Below are 19,857 nucleotides of genomic sequence, written 5' to 3'. Positions count from 1 at the left end.
ATTGATACAAAGGTGGTTATTAGTTATAGCTTTTCTAACTATAGAAATCCATGGCATTTTGCGATGGTATTTTTTACCATTTTAATTATTCAATCGTCATCTTTCTCATTTGCACAAACCTACTTAGAATCCCATAGAATTAGACATTATTCTTTAGAAGACGGCTTGTCTCAAGTAACAGTTAACGACCTGTTACTTGATAAATCAGGGTTTGTTTGGATAGCGACTCAAGATGGATTAAATAGGTTTGATGGAAATGAGTTTAAACATTTCAGACATCGTGAATCAGACGCTTTAACCATTTCTGGCAACCTAATCAATAATATACTCGAAGATAAAAAAGGAAATATATGGGTTGGCACCATTGGCAGTGGTCTTTCGTATTATAACCCAAATTTAGAGCGCTTTTATAAATTGAAGTTGAAATTTGCTAATGACGAAAATGAGGTTATATCTGATTTAACTTTAGATAACGATGGTAATATTTGGGTAGCATCGAGATTGTCGGGTTTACATAAAATTACTGATTTAGAGAACAACACTTTTCGGCAAAATAACTATTTACCTACACAACCATTAAGTGCATTGTTCTATTCTGAAACCGGAAAACTATGGGTTGGTGATTTTAATGGCAATGTTTATAATATTAATATGTCACAGAATATTAGTGAAAATATTGAACCTATATTTAAAATAAACAGTCGGGTACGTGCATTTTATAATACGAGCGATTATCTATTAATTGGTGGTGATTTTGGTTTATATATTTATAATTATCAGAATAAAAATCTTGAATTATTCGAATTTAAAGTAACAACACACGTTTCGGTAAAGTTTGTAACTTCCTTTTTAAAAAAAGATGAATTATCAGTATGGGTAGGTACAGGAAATGGTCTTTTTCTACTGGATTTGAAAACCATGAAAATTATTCATGAGATAGAAAAATCGATTAGTAATGAGGATGGCTTAAGCAATAGTACAGTTACAGCACTGCTTAAAACGGATAATGATCACATACTTGTAGGTACAGCGAATAATCTGAATCTGATAAACTTTAAACCTCCATTTTTCCAAAATATTTCTAAAGACAAACGTGGCAGTCATCTACTTAATGATAATGTGATTTTTTCAATATTAAAAGACAAAGAGGATTTATGGATCGGAACCTCTGATGGTGGTTTAAATCTAATTAGAAATGGTACTCCTTACTATTTTGAAAATGTATTAAATGATTCAATCAACATTTTTGGAACGGTGAGAGACATAGTTAAAGATGATAAAAATAAAAGACTATGGTTTGCTACCACAAGAGGCTTACGGATGCTAGATTTAAAAACCTTTAATCCCGAACAACCCAATTTTAAAATATTTAGATATAACCCTAATGATACCAATTCTATTAATGGTGACTTTTTAAAGGGCATTACATTAGATAAAAACTATAATATTTGGGGTGCCACTTATGGCTATGGTGTTTTTAGACTAGAAATGCAAGAGAATGGAACCGTCAACGTGATTAGGTATGTACATAACCCTGCAGATAAAAATTCAATTCAGAACAATGTAACTACGTGTGTAAGGATAGATAAAAAAAATAATGCTTGGATTGGTACGCAAGGAGGTTTAACCCATATAGATTTTAAAGGAGATGGTTATACAGATCCAATTTATAAAAACTACCATAAAGAAAAGCATAGCAAGAAAAGTCTATCCCATAACGCAGTATATGATATTTTAATAGATAAAAACGATAGTATTTGGGTGGGCACACGCCATGGTTTAAATCTTTTTTTAGGTAATAATAAGTTTACCTCATGGAAGGAACAAAATCAATTTACCAATGCAGCGGTGTATAGCGTACAAGATGATTATGAAGGAAATTTATGGTTAGGTACTAATGATGGATTGGTTAATTTTAATACAAATAATAGAAAATTCACGCAATACAAAACAGAAGATGGTATTCAAAGTAACGAATTTGATATTCATGCGAAATTCAGGGATAATAAAGGTGTTATTTATTTAGGTGGTGTAGAAGGCGTGACCTTTTTTAACCCTATTGACATTAAAAATATTGATCGACCTAAACGAATCTATTTTTCAGAATTAAGAGTAAAAGATTATGCCGTACAACCTAATGGTACTGTAGATAAATTATTAACGAAATCTATTGCAAATTCTAACATTTTAGAGTTTAAACACCATCAATTTCCGTTTTATTTAGACATTTCTTCAATAGATTATAGATTAAATAAAAATGTAGAATTTGCTTATCGTTTACTTCCAGAGAATCAAGATTGGATTACCCTCAAAGATAATGAAATTCAGTTTTTAAATTTACCATCAGGAGAATATCAACTACAAGTCAATGGCTTTTCAAGAGGAAAAATATGGAATCAACCACCTTTAGAAATGAGCTTGATAATTTTACCTCCACTGTGGGGCACTTGGTGGGCTTATGGATTATATATTGTAGTTTTAGGTGGCTTATTATATTGGTTTTACAATTTTAAACTCTCAAAACAACTCGCCATTGCCGAACATCAAAAACTAAAAGAACTCAGTGTATTAAAGAATAATTTATACACTAACATCACACACGAATTTAGAACACCTTTAACAATAATTCTAGGTTTGGCAGACACCATTAAAAAAAATCCGAAATTGCAAAACCATGACGAAACAACCGAAGCCGTTGATATTATAGAACGCAATGGCAAAGATTTGCTCTTACTCGTTAACCAACTTTTGGGAATAAGTAAAGCCGAAAGTGGCACTATGGAACTTAATCTTATTCAAACAGATGTTATTCCTTTTTTAAGATATGTTAGCGAGAGTTTTCAATCTTTAGCAAAAAATTCCAATATTGATATGATTTCATATTTTGAGACCGATAATCTCATTATGGATTTTGATGACGGAAAGTTGCAAATCATCGTTTCTAATTTGTTGTCTAATGCCATTAAATTTTCTCCTGATTATAAAAAGATTTTTTTTCATGTTAACAAAGGTGTTTTAAATGACCAAGAAATCCTTATCGTTAAAGTAAAAGATCATGGAATAGGTATTCCTGAAAAAGCGTTGTCGAAAATTTTCGATCGGTTTTATCAAGTAGAAAATTCATTTTCCAAAGCAGGAAAAGGGGTAGGTATTGGACTCGCTTTAACCAAAATATTGGTTGAACTTATGCATGGCGAAATTAGTGTAAAAAGTACCGAAAATAAAGGTACTGAATTTACTGTGATTCTTCCTGTAACTAGAAATTCTTCTCTAGTAACAAACATAATTACAAGCTCTAGTGATATGGTTGATAATATCAACGATGAAAAAGAATGGTCATTACAACTGTATGATAAGGACAACAATTTGCCAAAAGCGCTAATTATTGAAGACAATAAAGATGTTTCCTATTATTTAAAACTATGTTTAGAGCAGAAGTACCAATGTCTATTTGCGAATAATGGCAGTTTAGGTTTAGATAAAGCCTTCGATACAATACCAGATATTATTATTTGTGATGTTATGATGCCAGAAAAAGATGGCTTTCAAGTTTGTGAAATTCTGAAAACTGATGTACGTACCGATCATATTCCTGTAATTTTACTTACGGCGAAAACTTCAGAAAATGACCGGATTAAAGGGCTTCAACATGGTGCAGATGCTTATCTCACAAAACCATTTTTGAAGACCGAGTTGTTAACCAGATTAGACCAATTGGTATTGTTAAGACAACGTATGATGCAATCGTTTTCAAAGGATAAAATCTCTCAAATATTAGATTCAAAAGGCAATAAGCCTGAATTGAAATTTCTTCAAACCATAATCACTATAATTCAAGAAAATATCGAAGATTCAAATTTAGGATCTAGACATGTTGCTCAGAAAATGAAGATGAGTGAGTCACAAATTTATAGAAAATTAAAAGCCATAACGGGAAAATCTACTGCTGTTTTTATTCGTTCCGTACGATTGGAAAAAGCTAAAGATTTAATTCAAACTACTGAAAAATCAATTTCAGAAATTGCCTATGACGTCGGATTTAATGATCCTTCTTGGTTTAGTCGCGCCTATAAGGAAGAATTCGGGCAAACGCCAAGCGAAACACATAAATAATTGAAAATAAGCATATTAAATCTAGATTTGTTATTTTTGTGACAAAATAGTGCTAGTGTTTTTTGGATTTGAACAAATAGTGATACACAAAATTAAAATAGTAAAAGGCATCCTTCTTTTCTCTTCCTACGTTTGCTATCAATATTAATTTTAAAAACTAAAATCATGGCAATCGACGAAAACAAATTAAACAGTTTATTAGGTAAAATGGTAACCGAAATGGGTGCTGCAGCAATTGGCCCACTAATTATTATTGGAGATAAACTAGGTATTTATAAAACAATGGAAAAAGTAGGAAGTGCATCGTCTTCTCAACTTGCTAAAGCTGCAGAAGTCAATGAACGCTATTTAAGAGAATGGCTATCTGCACATGTAGCGTCTGGATATATTGAATATAATGATACTAATGAATCATTTACATTATCTCCAGAACAAGCTTTTGTTTTTAGTAATTCTGATAGTCCTGTATTAATGACAGGTGCCTACTTTGCCATTTCTTCGATGTATCATGATGTGCCAACCATGGAAAAAGCATTTCAATCCGGTGAAGGGGTGTCTTGGGGAGATCATCACAATTGTTTATTCTGTGGTACCGAAAAATTCTTTAGACCCTCTTATGCTACGAATTTGGTACAAAATTGGTTGCCATCCTTAGATGGCGTTATGGAGAAACTTGAAAAAGGAGCAAAAGTAGCTGATGTAGGTTGTGGCCATGCGGCTTCAACAATGATAATGGCAAAAGCCTTTCCTAATTCGGAATTTATAGGATTTGATTTTCATCAAGGATCCATAGACCATGCCAAAACTCATGCAGCAGAATCTGGACTCGATAACATTTCGTTTCAGTTGGCCACTGCAAAAGATTTTCCAGGAGATGAATATGATCTTGTAACATTTTTTGATTGTTTACACGATATGGGAGATCCTGTTGGTGCATGTATTCATGTGAAAAAAGCGCTAAAACCCGATGGTACTTGTATGCTAGTAGAGCCTTTCGCTAATGATTCATTAAAAGATAATATCAATCCTGTGAGCAGAGCATTTTATTCATTTTCAACCTTATTGTGTACACCGAGTTCTATGAGCCAAGAAGTCGGTTTGGCTTTGGGTGCACAAGCAGGTGAGAAGCGATTAAGAGAAGTGGCTCATGAGGCAGGTTTTAATCACTTTAGACGTGCGAATGAAACGCCTTTTAATCTCATATTAGAGGCGCGTCCTTAATTATTTTAAAATGGAGATTGGAGGATTTACGGGCATCATTCGTCTTTAGATGTGGGAAAGAAAAAGGACTAAAATGAAAAAATAATCATTTAACAGAGAACTTAATTAACCGTAACTTTGTGCTGTGGATAACAAGCAGCAATACACCGATTTAATAAAATCCGAAGCCAAACGCCTCGGATTTTTGTCATGTGGTATTAGTAAAGCAGAATTCTTAGAAACCGAAGCACCTCGTCTTGAAACCTGGCTCAATAAAAACATGAATGGCGAAATGCACTACATGGAAAACCATTTCGACAAGCGTTTAGATCCCACCCTTTTGGTGGAAGGTTCAAAATCTGTGGTGTCATTATTGTTAAATTATTACCCTTCAGAACTTCAATCAGACAATTCTTATAAGCTATCAAAATATGCTTACGGAAACGATTATCATCATGTTATAAAACATAAACTGAAATCATTATTATATTTTATTCAGGATGAAATAGGAGAGGTTGGTGGACGTGCCTTTGTAGATTCTGCACCAGTTTTAGATAAAGCTTGGGCAGCAAAATCGGGTTTGGGTTGGATTGGGAAACATTCCAATTTATTGACTCAGCAAGTCGGTTCGTTCTATTTTATAGCTGAACTGATTATAGATTTAGAATTGGAGTACGATACACCAGTAACTGACCATTGCGGCACATGCACAGCTTGTATTGATGCTTGTCCAACCGAAGCAATTACAGAACCTTATGTGGTGGACGGCAGCAAATGCATTTCATATTTTACCATAGAACTTAAAGACAATATTCCGACAGAATTTAAAGGCCAATTTAACGATTGGATGTTTGGTTGCGATATCTGCCAAGACGTTTGCCCATGGAATCGTTTTTCAAAATCACATAACGAACCGTTATTCAATCCGCATCCAGAACTGTTGGATATGACCAAGAAAGATTGGGAAGAAATTACAGAGGATACTTTTAAAAAAGTGTTTCAAAAATCTGCTGTAAAGCGCACTAAATTTAAGGGTTTAGAGCGAAATATTCGATTTTTGAAGGATTAATTTTCTTCTTAAAAGTGAATCTAAAAAAATTTTTTAAAATAAAATTATAATTAATCTTTTTGGTACTATAACAATGATAATCCAATCTTAAGACAATCTAAATTTAACTCATGGCGTTTAATTAGCAATTTTTATGATGAATCTTTTGGCAATAATCATAATGAGATGAAAGCATAATTTTTTGAGATCGTGAACCTTTTGTGAAACTTGAAATGTGAATGTTACAAATGGACTTACCTCAATTTGCGACATAAAAATTAATTGTTAAGTAAATAAAAACCCGTTTAAAGCGTTTAAGTTATATAACTTGCTTTGGCGAATAGCAGCCAAAAAAAGGAGATTATATAATAGAATTATGCAAGGATGAGCTAATTTTCCAAATTGAAAAATTGACTGTTATGATTACCCCGAAAAAACATAAGAAAGAAAAAGAAAGATTAAAAAATTTAGAATCATATTCAATATTAGATACGCTTCAAGAATCTGATTACGATGATATTACAACAATTGCTGCAGAAATTTGCGATATGCCAATTGCTTTAATCAGTCTTATTGACGATGAACGCCAATGGTTTAAATCGCATTATGGCTTAGATGTAGAAGAAACTTTAAGGGATTATGCCTTTTGTGCTCATGCCATTAATGACGAAGAAAATACTTTCATTGTAGAAGATTCAAGAAAAGATGACCGTTTTAAGGATAATCCTTTAGTAACGGGCGATCCGAATGTGATTTTTTATGCGGGCGTTCCTCTTGTAAGTAAAAATGGACTTCCTTTAGGTACATTGTGTGTTATTGATAATAAACCTAATTTATTAAGTCAGAATCAACTAAAATCTTTATCAGCGCTTTCTAAACAAGTTATGAATTTGTTAGAACTGCGAAAAAGCAAATCTTTATTAAAACGGGCTTTGAAAGATTTAAAAATTAAAAATAAGGAATTAGAGCGTTTTGCTTATATCGCTGCTCACGATCTGAAATCTCCCTTAATCAATATTTCTAGCTTGGCACAACTATTTTTAGAAGACTATAAACTGAAAGTTGACGATGAAGGTATTGAGATGCTTGAAATGATCATAAAATCTTCTGATAGTCTTAATGATTTAATTGACGGGTTGCTTGATTACAGTAGAAGTGATAATATTTCAAACCAAGAGAAATCTAATATTAATTTAGAAAAATTAAACACAGAAATTGAAGGTCTTTTCAATTATGATCATAGCCTTAGTATGATTTTGAACAGTTCACTATCTCAAATACATGCCAATAAAACAACAATCACTCATGTTTTAATTAACTTGGTAACTAATGCCATTAAGTATAATGACAAAGATAAGGTTGAAATTGAATTAGGAGTAACTGAAACCGATACCCATTTTGAATTTTACTTAAAAGATAATGGTCCTGGTATAGCTGTTGCCAATCATAAAAAAATATTTAAAATTTTTCAAAAAATTACACAACAAGATAGATTTGGTCGCGTAGGTAACGGCATTGGTTTAGCTACTGTAAAGAGAATAGTTGAAAAATCAGGAGGTGAAATTAATATAGAATCTGGTTTAGGAAAAGGGGCTAAATTCGTTTTCACCATCAAAAAATAATTGAAATTTCAATTATTTATTTTTTGAGAAATAGCAATTTTTTCTACACCTTTTTTGCAAATATTTTATGTAAATGAAACTTTTACTTAAATAGTTTTTGAAGTTATTATAAGAAAAAAAGAAATAGCAATTTTATAAAAGATTTGGTATTTCATTAATTAGGATTGTTAAATTTGAAGTTCCTAAAGATTATTCCATATGAGCAAACAAAGCAAACGCATAGAAGCCTTAGTATATCATGCTAAACCTACTCCTGGCAAAATTAAAGTTGTACCAACAAAAAAATATGCCTCCCAACGGGACTTATCTTTGGCCTATTCACCAGGTGTGGCTGAACCTTGTTTAGAAATAGAAAAGGACGTTAATAACGTTTATAAATACACCGCAAAAGGTAATTTGGTGGCTGTGATATCTAATGGAACTGCCGTTCTGGGTTTAGGGAATATTGGTCCAGAGGCTTCTAAGCCAGTGATGGAGGGGAAAGGCTTGCTTTTTAAAATTTTTGCCGATATCGATGTGTTCGATATAGAGGTGGATACTGAAGATGTTGAGGCATTTATTGCTACAGTTAAAAACATTGCGCCAACATTTGGTGGTATTAATCTTGAGGATATTAAAGCTCCAGAAGCCTTTGAAATTGAACGTCGTTTAAAAGAAGAGTTAGATATTCCTGTAATGCACGATGATCAGCATGGCACGGCTATAATATCGGCGGCGGCGCTGATTAATGCATTAGAAATAGCAGGAAAAAAGATTGAAGAAGTCAAGATTGTTGTGAGCGGGGCAGGTGCGGCAGCAATCTCTTGTACTCGGTTATACCAAGCTTGTGGAGCTAGTCTCAAAAATATAGTAATGTTAGATAGTAAAGGCGTTATTAGAGATGACAGAATTAATCTAACTGCAGAAAAAGCAGAGTTTGCTACATCTCGTAAAATCGATACACTGGCTGAAGCTATGGAAAATTCGGATGTGTTTATTGGTTTGTCACAACCTAATATTGTGACGCCTGAAATGCTAAAATCTATGACAGCAAATCCAATAGTATTTGCTATGGCAAATCCAATACCCGAAATTAGTTATCAACTTGCCATAGATACCAGAGACGACATTATTATGGCAACGGGTCGTAGCGATCATCCAAATCAAGTAAACAATGTGCTTGGATTTCCTTTTATTTTTAGAGGAGCTTTAGATGTTAGAGCAACAAAAATAAACGAAGCTATGAAGATGGCTGCGGTTAAAGCTTTATCTAAATTAGCCAAAGAATCAGTTCCGGAACAAGTTAATATTGCATATTCCGAAACACGATTAACCTTCGGAAAAGACTATATAATTCCAAAACCTTTTGATCCAAGATTAATTGCAGAAGTACCACCGGCCGTAGCAAAAGCAGCCATGGAAAGTGGTGTAGCAAAAGAACCGATAGAGGATTGGGATCGCTATAGGAATACGTTATTAGAGCGATTAGGCTCAGATAATAAATTAATTCGTATGCTCTTAGAAAGAGCGAAAACTAATCCTAAGCGTGTAATTTTTGCGGAAGCCGATCAGCTAGATGTACTTAAAGCGGCTCAAATTGCTTACGATGAGGGTATTGCAATACCAATATTATTAGGTCGTAAAGAGGCTATTATCGCTTTAATGGAAGAAATTGAATTTGATGCTGAAGATGTACTCATTATAGATCCAAAGTCCGATGATGAGGTAGAACGCAAAAACCGTTATGCCAAAGCCTACTGGAAAAAGCGAAAGCGACAAGGAGTTACCATTTATTCAGCAGAAAAGAAAATGAGAGAGCGTAACTATTTCGCAGCAATGATGGTTAATGTTGGTGATGCTGATACTTTGATTACAGGTTATTCCCGTAACTATCCTTCAGTTGTAAAACCGATGCTCGAATTAATAGGGATGGCTGATGGTGTAACCAGGGTTGCCGCAACTAATTTAATGATGACACAACGTGGTCCGATGTTTTTAAGTGATACGTCCATCAATATTGATCCAACAGCCAAAGATTTAGCTAAAATTGCCCGTATGACATCGCGTGTGACTAAAATGTTTGGCATAGAGCCGATAACCGCGATGATCTCATATTCAAATTTTGGATCATCAGAAAATCCGCGAGCAGAAAAAGTAAGAGAAGCCGTAGCATATTTACATAAAGCTTATCCGGAAATGGTGGTTGATGGAGAGGTGCAAACGGATTTTGCATTGAATTCAAAAATGCTTCAAGATATTTTTCCATTTTCTAAATTAGCAGGTCGAAAAGTAAATACACTCATATTTCCCAATTTAGACGCGGCTAATATTACTTATAAAATGCTGAAAGAACTCAATAAAGCAGAATCTATAGGTCCTATAATGATGGGCATGCGTAAACCGGTACATATTTTACAATTAGATGCAAGTGTAGATGAAATTGTAAATATGACGGCTATTGCAGTTGTTGATGTACAAGAACGTGAGAAACGAGAACAGAGACATGTTCGATAATTATTAATTTAGAAAGTTTGAGTTTTTTAAATTAGTATTCAGTCTCTATAGTAGTGTTATATCTGAATTAAAACCTCGGAATTTAAGTAAATAAAATCAATAAAGAAGCGTTCTCAGGATCTCATTGTTTTTTTGTGCCAAGCTTATAAAAGTTCTTAGTCGATAAATCCATGTTAACTTTTTTTTAACGAAATGAGTAATGCTAATTAGTGATCCCAATAGTATTGGAAGACTTTTATAGAACACATGAAGAATGCTTATAAACCCGAGAAAATCGTGACGTAATATGTAGAATTATGTTATTAATTTTCATACCAATCAACTAAGGTCGTTAATGAAAATAATTTTACTACATTTGGATTTTTAACTTTTCTTTATAAAATGATTACACATATAGAAGGCAAACTTGTTGAAAAAAATCCGACGGACGTTGTTATTGATTGCAATGGTATCGGCTATTTTATTAATATCTCATTGCATACTTTTTCTCATATTCCCGATAAAGAACATTTAAAACTTTACACATATCTCCAAGTACGTGAAGATTCTCAGAGTCTTTATGGCTTTTCTTCCAAGATTGAACGTGAAATCTTTAAGCTATTAATTTCAGTTAGTGGTATCGGGGCTAATATTGCACGTACCATGTTATCATCATTAACTCCAGACCAAGTAAAGGAAGGCATCGCAGGCGAAGATGTCTCCTTAATTCAAAGTGTAAAGGGAATTGGAGCAAAAACGGCACAACGGGTCATTATAGATTTAAAGGATAAAGTGTTAAAAGTATATGGCATTGACGAACTTTCTTTAATACCAAACAATACCCATAAAAATGAAGCGTTATCTGCTTTAGATGTATTAGGATTTAATAAAAAACAATCCGAAAAAGTAGTTGATAGAATTTTAAAAGCCCAACCAGAAGCCCAAGTAGAGCAAATAATTAAAGAAGCTCTAAAAAACTTATAATGCAATTGAATACAACTCTACATAGCCAATTCTATTCCTATAAATTTTATTTCATATTAGCTTTTTTAATGCTAATAAGTAATTCAGTTTTAGCTCAAGAAACCGAAACAGAACAAGACTCAACTAAAACAACTTTTGCTTTTGGTAAGCTTAACATGCCTAACCCAAATAGTATAGTTTCTAAATATACCTACGATCCTGTTTTAGATCGATATATCTATTCCGAAAAAATTGGAGATTTCAATATTAATTATCCATTAATTCTTACGCCAGATGAATTTCAAAAATTAGTGCTTCAAGAAAAATTGAAAGACTATTACAAGAAAATGGCTGATGCTAAAGCTGGACAAAAAGAAGGTTCGGAAGAAGATCAGAAAAATTTATTACCTGAGTTTTATGTGAATTCAGGGTTGTTTGAAACCATATTTGGCGGAAATACCATAAATGTTATACCACAAGGTTCCGTTGAGGTTGATCTAGGGGTGTTGTTTACAAAACAAGATAATCCGGCTTTTTCACCAAGAAACAGAACAAACTTCACATTTGATTTTGACCAACGCATAAGCTTAAGTTTATTGGGTAAAGTAGGTACCCGGCTTCAAGTCACAGCAAATTATGATACAGAAGCCACATTCGATTTTCAACAAGTTGTAAAATTAGAATATACACCAACTGAAGACGATATTATTAGAAAGATCGAAGTTGGTAATGTTAATATGCCATTAAATAGTTCTTTAATAACGGGTGCACAAAGTCTTTTTGGAGTAAAAACAGAATTGCAATTTGGTAAAACTAGAGTAACGGCAGTCTTTTCAGAGCAACAATCTCAATCAAAATCGGTAGTTGCAGAAGGTGGAGGAACCGTTGAAGAATTTGAGTTTTTTGCAAGAGACTATGATGAGAACAGACACTTTTTCTTAGCACAATATTTTAGGGAAACTTATAACAACGCCTTGAAACAGTATCCTTGGATAAACAACCAAGGACTTCAAATTACAAGAGCTGAAGTTTGGGTAACAAACAGAACTAACCAAACTGAGAATGTTAGAAATATTGTGGCATTTCAAGATTTAGGGGAATCCACACCCGAAAATATTGGACTTACTGCATTTCCCCCCAACTTTATAAATAATCCAGGGGCAAGACCTAGCAATAAAAATAACGAATTTGACCCAACAAATATCGGTGGCGCTGGTTCATTTTTAACGGAAGCCGTTAGAGATATCACAAATGTTGAAAATGGAGTTAATACGGTTAACGTCAATGAGGGTTTTGACTACGGAAAACTGGAGTCTGCAAGAAAATTACGTGAAGGCCAAGAATATGTTTTAAACTCAGATTTAGGTTATATCTCATTAAATCAACGATTACAAAATGATGAGGTTTTAGCAGTAGCATTTCAATATACTATTGGTGGACAAGTCTTCCAGGTCGGTGAATTTGCAAATGATGGTGTTGATGCCACTGTAGTTGATGAAAATATCAGCACAGGAAATCAGATTGTAAATAACCAAAGTTTAATTCTTAAAATGCTAAAGAGTTCAGTGACTTCGGTAGATCAGCCAATTTGGGATTTAATGATGAAAAACATTTACGACACGGGAGCATTTCAACTCAGTCGAGAAGATTTTAAATTAAACATCTTTTATACCGAAGCTTCCCCTTTAAATTATATTAATCCGGTGGAGAATACGACATTCCCTCCGTTCGACAATAACACCCCTAATAGTGCAGAAGATGATACTGCAATACAAGAAACCCCTTTAATTAGGCTTTTTCATTTAGACCGACTTAATTATAATAACGATCCGCAAGAACGTGGTGACGGTTTCTTTGATTATGTGGAAGGACAAACCGTAATAAGTCAAAACGGAAAAATAATTTTTACTACCGTAGAACCTTTTGGACGTTATTTATTCGATGTTTTAGATGATGATGGCAATCCAAATGATAATGCTTCAGATTATGAAGATATTTCAGATACTCAAACAAATTATAACGAAAATCAAAAGAAATACGTTTACGATTTACTCTATAAATCTACCAAAACTGAAGCTTTAGATGAAGTTGAAAAAAATAAATTCCAAATAAAGGGCCGTTATAAAAGTAGTGGAGGAGACGGTGGCATTCCAATAGGAGCATTTAATGTGCCTCGAGGTTCTGTTGTTGTTACTGCTGGTGGGCGCCAACTTGTAGAAGGGGTAGATTATACCGTAAATTACCAACTGGGTCGTGTAGAGATTTTAGATGAAGCTCTAAAAGCTTCAAATACTCCGATTAATGTATCTGTCGAAAATAATGCGGTTTTTGGTCAGCAAACTAAACGGTTCACAGGAATTAATGTAGAGCATCAATTCAATGAAAATTTTGTAATTGGAGGAACCTTATTAAATCTTAATGAGCGCCCAATTACCCAAAAAGCAAATTTTAATTCAGAGCCTATAAATAATACTATTTTTGGTTTTAATGGTAATTACTCAACGGAAGTGCCATTTTTAACACGATTGGTAAATAAATTACCAAACATAGATACGGATGTTCCTTCTAATCTATCATTACGAGGTGAGTTTGCTTATTTATTGCCAGGTGCTTCAAGTGGAGCAGATTTTAATGGTGAAGCTACTGCCTATATTGACGATTTTGAAGGCACACAAGGAGCTATTGATTTATTAAGTCCTTTATCTTGGTCACTCTCTAGTAGACCTAAAGAACTTCCGGAAATTAAATCTGGGAACGATGATCCAGGAATAGAAAATGGATTTGGTAGAGCACTTCTTAACTGGTATACTATAGATCCAATTTTCTATAGTAATCAACGCCCTGATGGTATTAGTGACGACGATATTTCTGATTTGTATACACGTCGTATTTTTATTGATGAAATTTTTAATCAAGATATCGTACAAGGTCAAACAGCAGTTATTAACACCTTAGATTTGGCGTATTACCCAACAGAACGTGGCCCTTATAATTTTGATCCTGAGGCTGTCAACGGCGATGATTTAGATCCAAATAGAACTTGGGCCGGAATCACGAGACAAATTACATCGACTGATTTTGAGCAAGCCAACGTAGAATATATAGAATTTTGGATTCAAGATCCGTTTTTAGATAACCCGAGTAATACAGGTGGAAAATTATCGATTAATCTAGGTAATATTTCTGAAGATGTTCTAAAAGATGGTAAAAAACAATATGAAAACGGGTTGCCAGACAATGGTATTATATCCACATTAACCCCTACATTATTCGGAAGTGTAGTGCCACAAAATCAATCTCTGATTTATACGTTTGCTACTTCGGGATCGGAAAGAGCAAATCAAGATGTTGGTCTTGACGGATATGATGACAGTGATGAAACTCCCATAATAGAAGACAATCCGGATTTGACCGCACTTTATGCGAATTTTTCAAACTTGGAAGATCCCGCAAACGATAATTACGCTTATTATTTAAATACAGATGGTGATATTTTTGAACGTTATAAAAAGTATAATGGCTTAGAAGGTAATACACCAGACACTTTTACGGATACCAATAGAGGTTCTACCACGCTACCAGACGTGGAAGATATCAATAGAGATAATACCATGAATACTATTGATAGTTATTATGAGTACCAATTAGATATTACACCAGCGAGTTTGGCAGATCCGAACAATCCTTATATAAATGATGTTCGTGGGGGACCAAACGATCCGCTTTCAGTTACGTTACCAAATGGTGAGGTGAGAAATGATGTTAAATGGTATCAGTTTAGAATTCCTGTTGCAGAAAGTGATATACGTGAAGCTATTGGAGGAATTTCAGACATCCGTTCTGTGCGTTTTGCCCGTCTATATGTTTCTGATTTTACAGAGAAAACGGTTCTTCGTTTTGCTACGTTAGATTTAGTACGTAGCGATTGGAGACGATACACGTTAGATTTAGATAATGATGATACTAACAATAGCGCAAATGCAGAATTTAATGTAGGCGTTGTAAATGTGCAAGAAAATGCAGGTTATAAAACACCACCAGGTGTTGAACAAGAGGAGCTGAATAATAATAATAGTATCATAAGACAGAATGAGCAATCGTTAGTTATACAAGCTTGTGAGTTAGAAGCGACAGATTCTCGTGGAGTATTTAAAAATATCAATGTGGATATGCGTCAGTATAAAAAACTACGTATGTTTATTCATGCCGAACCACAAGATGGTGCTCAATTAGGAGATGGAGAATTGGTTGGGTTTATTAGAATGGGTAATGACTTTACCCAGAATTATTATCAAATAGAAGTTCCATTATTACCATCAGATAATACAACTGTGGGTGCTAGTGCAGAACAAGTTTGGCCAGAACAGAATGAAATAAATATACCTTTGGAATTCTTGCAAAAGATTAAGGCTTTAGGAATTTCTGCCGGTACTTTAAGTGATGAAAACCCAATGTTCTATAACGTAGTGAACGGGGTGCTTAATGAAGCTGGATTTAATAATCCTGATGAAATTCCTTATGATGATGTGGCATCAAATACCGGACAACAAAGAATTGCCATAAAAGGAAATCCTAATTTTGGTGATATTCGGGTTTTAATGATGGGTGTAAAAAATAGCAACCTCGCGATTACGCAACAAGATGTTTGTGGCGAAGTTTGGTTCAATGAATTACGGATGTCCGATATGGAAAACGAAGGAGGTTGGGCAGCCGTAGTAAGTATGGATAGTCAAATTGCAGATTTTGCAGATATTAGCGCTACAGGTAGACGAAGCACCATCGGATTTGGTAGCTTAGACCAAGGCCCAAATGAAAGAAGTTTAGAAGATGTACAACAATACGATGTTGTGACTAATATACAGTTGGGCCAACTATTACCTAAAAAATGGGGTGTTCAAATTCCGTTTAATTATGCGCAAAGTGAAGAATTAATCACACCTAAATTCGATCAGTTTTATAACGACCTTACCTTAGAGTCGCGAATTGATGCGGCTAGTTCTAATGAAGAAGAAGATCGGATTAGAGAGCAATCGGAAGATTACACCAAGCGTCAAAGCATTAATTTTATTGGTGTAAGAAAGCAAAAGGTAGGAGATGCTAAAAAACAGGTGTATGATGTTGAAAATTTAACATTCAATTATTCTTATAATAAAGTAGAGCATCGTGATTTTGAAATAGAAAATGCTTTAGACCAAACTGTAAGGGTAGGCGCTAATTATAATTATGCTTTCGAGCCTGTAAAACTTGAGCCTTTTAAAAAGAATGATTCACTATTTACCGGGAGATATTGGAAAATTTTAAAAGATTTTAATGTTAATTTATTGCCATCGAGTTTTTCTGTGAATACTGATATTAATAGACAGTTTAGTAAACAGAAATTTAGAGAAGTTGAATTAGGCGGTGGCAATATTGGTATTGAAGAATTATTTAGAAGGAATTATACTTTTGATTTTCAATACGCCATCAATTATAATATTACGGATGCGTTGAGTCTAAACTTTACAGCTGCGAACACCAATATTGTTCGTAATTATTTTATAGACGATCGTATTGGCGGACGTCAAGATCCGGAGCTCAATGTTTGGGATGGATTTTTTGATTTTGGTGATCCAAATTTTCAAACGCAGCAGATACAGGTTAATTATGAGTTGCCTTTATATAAAATTCCGGTATTAAGTTTCTTAAAAACTACTTATGCTTATAGCGGTGCTTTTCAATGGCAAAAGGGATCAGATTTATATGAAGATTTAATTATTGATGGTGCCACTTATAATTTAGGTAATTCTATTCAAAATTCAAACACTCATAATATCAATTCTACCCTTAATATGGAAACCTTATATAAAACATTAGGGTTAGTTAAAAAGGGAAAACAGAACACTAGAGGTCGTGGCAGAACTACTGGTGCTACAAGACGCTCGGCAGCACTAACGGATAATAAAGATGACAACGCTGAAGATCCTAACAAGTTAAGTACAGGCCAAAAAGCTTACAATACAGTATTAGATATTGTTACTATGGTAAAGCGTGTTCAGTTGGGTTATAGCGAAAACAATGGTACTTTTCTTCCTGGTTATTTGCCTACACCTGGTTTTATAGGAACATTAAAACCTACTGTTGGTTATACATTTGGTGGACAAAGAGATATTAGAAACTTAGCAGCGAGAAACGGTTGGTTAACAAATTTTCAGGAGTTTAGTCAACAATATACTGAGGTGGAAAATACGTCTTTAGATTATTCGGTTAATGTTGAACCTATGCGCGATTTAAAAATCGATTTAATTGGTAATAGAACTTACGCAGAAAATTACACAGAAAACTTTAGAGTTGACGACGATCTTAAATATGTGCCGCTAACACCAAACACATTCGGAAACTTTAATATCTCTACGGCTTTAATTAAAACGGCATTCAAAAAAAGTGATGAAAATCAATCGGCAACTTTCAATGATTTTAGAGCGAATAGATTGATTATTGCGAACAGGCTTGCAAGCAGAGCTGGTATCAACGTTAATGATGCAGCCAATTTAGATTCGGAAGGCTACCCGTTAGGATTCGGAAAAAATAGCCAACGTGTTCTATTACCAGCATTTTTATCGGCTTACCAAGGCACCAATCCAGATAAAGTTAGTACCAGAGCATTTAGAGATGTTCCTATTCCTAACTGGACCTTGAAATATACTGGGTTAATGAAAATAGCATGGTTTAAGAGAACCTTTAGACGATTCTCTGTACAACACGGTTATCGATCTAATTATACGATTAATCAATTTCGTACCAATTTAGATTATGCTGCGCCAGATTATACTTTTAGGGCGAACGAACCTGAAAACGCGGAGGCTATTGACCAAGCGGGTAATTTTAAAAATGAGACACTCTATAGCAATATTAATTTGGAAGAACAGTTCAGTCCTTTGATGCGCTTAGACTTTGAAATGAAAAATTCAATTAAAGTTTTGGCAGAAATAGCAACGGATAGAACATTGTCTTTAAGTTTCGATAATAATTTAATGACCGAAATTCAAGGCAAAGAATATACCCTTGGCTTGGGATACCGCTTCAAGGATTTAAGAATCCGTTCTAAATTGGCTGGACCAAAACAAATTATTGTAAGTGATTTAAATATGCGCGCCGATGTTACCGTACGAGATAATAAAACTATTATTAGATATTTAGATTTAGAGAACAATCAGGTCACCGCAGGTCAAACTATTTGGGGGTTGAAATACACAGCAGATTATGCTTTTTCTAAAAATTTAACTGGTATTTTCTATTTTGATTATAGCTTTTCAGATTTTGCAATTTCAACATCGTTTCCACAAACATCCATAAGATCAGGATTTACATTGAGATATAATTTTGGGAATTAAGCTTGAATTAAAACCATTAAAAAATTACATTTGCGTAACTAACAATATACCATATAAAAGATGAACACACCATCAGAATTAAAATACACCAAAGATCACGAATGGATAAAAATTGAAGGCGATATTGCTACAATTGGTATTACCGATTTCGCACAAAGTGAATTAGGTGATATCGTTTATGTAGAAGTCGATACTTTGGACGAAACCTTAGAGGTTGAAGAGGTCTTTGGAACGGTTGAAGCTGTAAAAACAGTTTCAGATTTATTTCTACCATTATCAGGTGAAATTATTGAATTTAATGAAGGCCTAGAAGACGAGCCCGAAAAAGTAAATTCAGATCCTTACGGTGACGGCTGGATGATTAAATTAAAAATTTCAGACACTTCACAAATAGACAATCTATTATCAGCAGACGATTATAAAGCACTTATTAGTGGTTAAAAAAATGCTTTTGTTAGTGTCTATAGGCTATACCTTGGCATTAATTATTGCGAGTTTAATTAGTTTAAGCGGTGTTCCTAGTTTAGGCTCATCGTTCGATGATAAGATTTATCATGTAGTTGCTTATTTCGGGTTAGCATTATTATGGGTAACATATGTTAAAACGTTTAGAATTAAACGTTTAATTATAATTACATGTTTTTCGGCGATTTTATTGGGGTTTATTTTAGAATTGTTACAATATCTTGTCAACCCTAGAAGAACCTATGATACTTATGATTTAATTGCAAATGGTATTGGAGCTGTCTTTGGTACAATAATTGCAACTCAATTAAACAGATATAAATTAAAATAACCCAAAGCCTTGTTTTTTTTCCAATTAATTAGTTAAATTAGCAATGTTATATTAAAATTAATAATATGGAACCTAAAAAGAATCCGAAATCAGACGTTAGTCGTAACAGCTCATTGTACTTTGCTGTTGGTCTTGCCTTAATGTTAGGTATTACCTATATGGCAATTAATTATAAGACTTATGATCCAACCGGTGTTGTTGCAGACTCGCTTAACTTAGATGATGAATTAGACGAAGAAGTGCCAATTACTGAACAATTGGTAACTCCACCAC

9 protein-coding genes and 1 pseudogene are annotated in these 19,857 nt (G+C 33.8%); all 10 read left to right on the top strand.

From position 1 onward, the window contains the following. The first annotated feature begins 12 nt into the window (after positions 1–12). Positions 13–4,113 (top strand): hybrid sensor histidine kinase/response regulator transcription factor, encoded by a 4,101-nt coding sequence (locus tag QMA06_RS00050; protein WP_290204839.1) that lies wholly within the window; start codon positions 13–15, stop codon positions 4,111–4,113. 165 nt (positions 4,114–4,278) lie between these two features. Then, positions 4,279–5,334: a class I SAM-dependent methyltransferase gene (locus tag QMA06_RS00045; protein ID WP_290204838.1), complete on the top strand. Its 1,056-nt coding sequence runs from the start codon at positions 4,279–4,281 to the stop codon at positions 5,332–5,334. 124 nt (positions 5,335–5,458) lie between these two features. Then, positions 5,459–6,382 (top strand): tRNA epoxyqueuosine(34) reductase QueG, encoded by a 924-nt coding sequence (queG, locus tag QMA06_RS00040; RefSeq protein WP_290204837.1) that lies wholly within the window; start codon positions 5,459–5,461, stop codon positions 6,380–6,382. 398 nt (positions 6,383–6,780) lie between these two features. After that, positions 6,781–7,983, top strand: a complete 1,203-nt coding sequence (locus QMA06_RS00035) for a sensor histidine kinase (RefSeq protein WP_290204836.1) — start codon at positions 6,781–6,783, stop codon at positions 7,981–7,983. A 198-nt stretch (positions 7,984–8,181) separates the two neighbouring features. Next, positions 8,182–10,476, top strand: a complete 2,295-nt coding sequence (locus QMA06_RS00030; protein WP_290204835.1) for an NADP-dependent malic enzyme — start codon at positions 8,182–8,184, stop codon at positions 10,474–10,476. A 381-nt stretch (positions 10,477–10,857) separates the two neighbouring features. Then, positions 10,858–11,439: a Holliday junction branch migration protein RuvA gene (gene ruvA / locus QMA06_RS00025; protein ID WP_290204834.1), complete on the top strand. Its 582-nt coding sequence runs from the start codon at positions 10,858–10,860 to the stop codon at positions 11,437–11,439. After that, positions 11,439–18,788, top strand: a complete 7,350-nt coding sequence (sov, locus tag QMA06_RS00020; RefSeq protein ID WP_407704285.1) for a T9SS outer membrane translocon Sov/SprA — start codon at positions 11,439–11,441, stop codon at positions 18,786–18,788. The genes ruvA and sov overlap by 1 nt, the downstream gene beginning before the upstream one ends. Positions 18,789–18,848: 60 nt before the next feature. Continuing rightward, on the top strand, positions 18,849–19,229 hold the full coding sequence (gene gcvH, locus QMA06_RS00015) for a glycine cleavage system protein GcvH (RefSeq protein WP_290204832.1): 381 nt from the start codon (positions 18,849–18,851) through the stop codon (positions 19,227–19,229). A gap of 4 nt (positions 19,230–19,233) precedes the next feature. Beyond that, a complete protein-coding gene (locus QMA06_RS00010; protein ID WP_290204831.1) occupies positions 19,234–19,584 on the top strand; it encodes a VanZ family protein in 351 nt (116 codons plus the stop codon). 65 nt (positions 19,585–19,649) lie between these two features. Continuing rightward, positions 19,650–19,857, top strand: a pseudogene (locus QMA06_RS00005) (energy transducer TonB); the annotation flags it as partial.

This window comes from Winogradskyella bathintestinalis, from assembly GCF_030407435.1.
GTDB lineage: Bacteria > Bacteroidota > Bacteroidia > Flavobacteriales > Flavobacteriaceae > Winogradskyella > Winogradskyella bathintestinalis.
Note: the sequence above shows the minus strand (reverse complement) of the source record. Positions and strands in the feature narration are given on the sequence as shown.

Excerpts from the sequence above, each read along its gene's own strand:
- QMA06_RS00045 (WP_290204838.1), top strand. The coding sequence starts at position 4,279 with ATGGCAATCGACGAAAACAAATTAAACAGTTTATTAGGTAAAATGGTA.
- ruvA (WP_290204834.1), top strand. The coding sequence starts at position 10,858 with ATGATTACACATATAGAAGGCAAACTTGTTGAAAAAAATCCGACGGAC.
- QMA06_RS00030 (WP_290204835.1), top strand. The coding sequence starts at position 8,182 with ATGAGCAAACAAAGCAAACGCATAGAAGCCTTAGTATATCATGCTAAA.
- QMA06_RS00010 (WP_290204831.1), top strand. The coding sequence starts at position 19,234 with ATGCTTTTGTTAGTGTCTATAGGCTATACCTTGGCATTAATTATTGCG.
- QMA06_RS00035 (WP_290204836.1), top strand. The coding sequence starts at position 6,781 with ATGATTACCCCGAAAAAACATAAGAAAGAAAAAGAAAGATTAAAAAAT.
- gcvH (WP_290204832.1), top strand. The coding sequence starts at position 18,849 with ATGAACACACCATCAGAATTAAAATACACCAAAGATCACGAATGGATA.
- sov (WP_407704285.1), top strand. The coding sequence starts at position 11,439 with ATGCAATTGAATACAACTCTACATAGCCAATTCTATTCCTATAAATTT.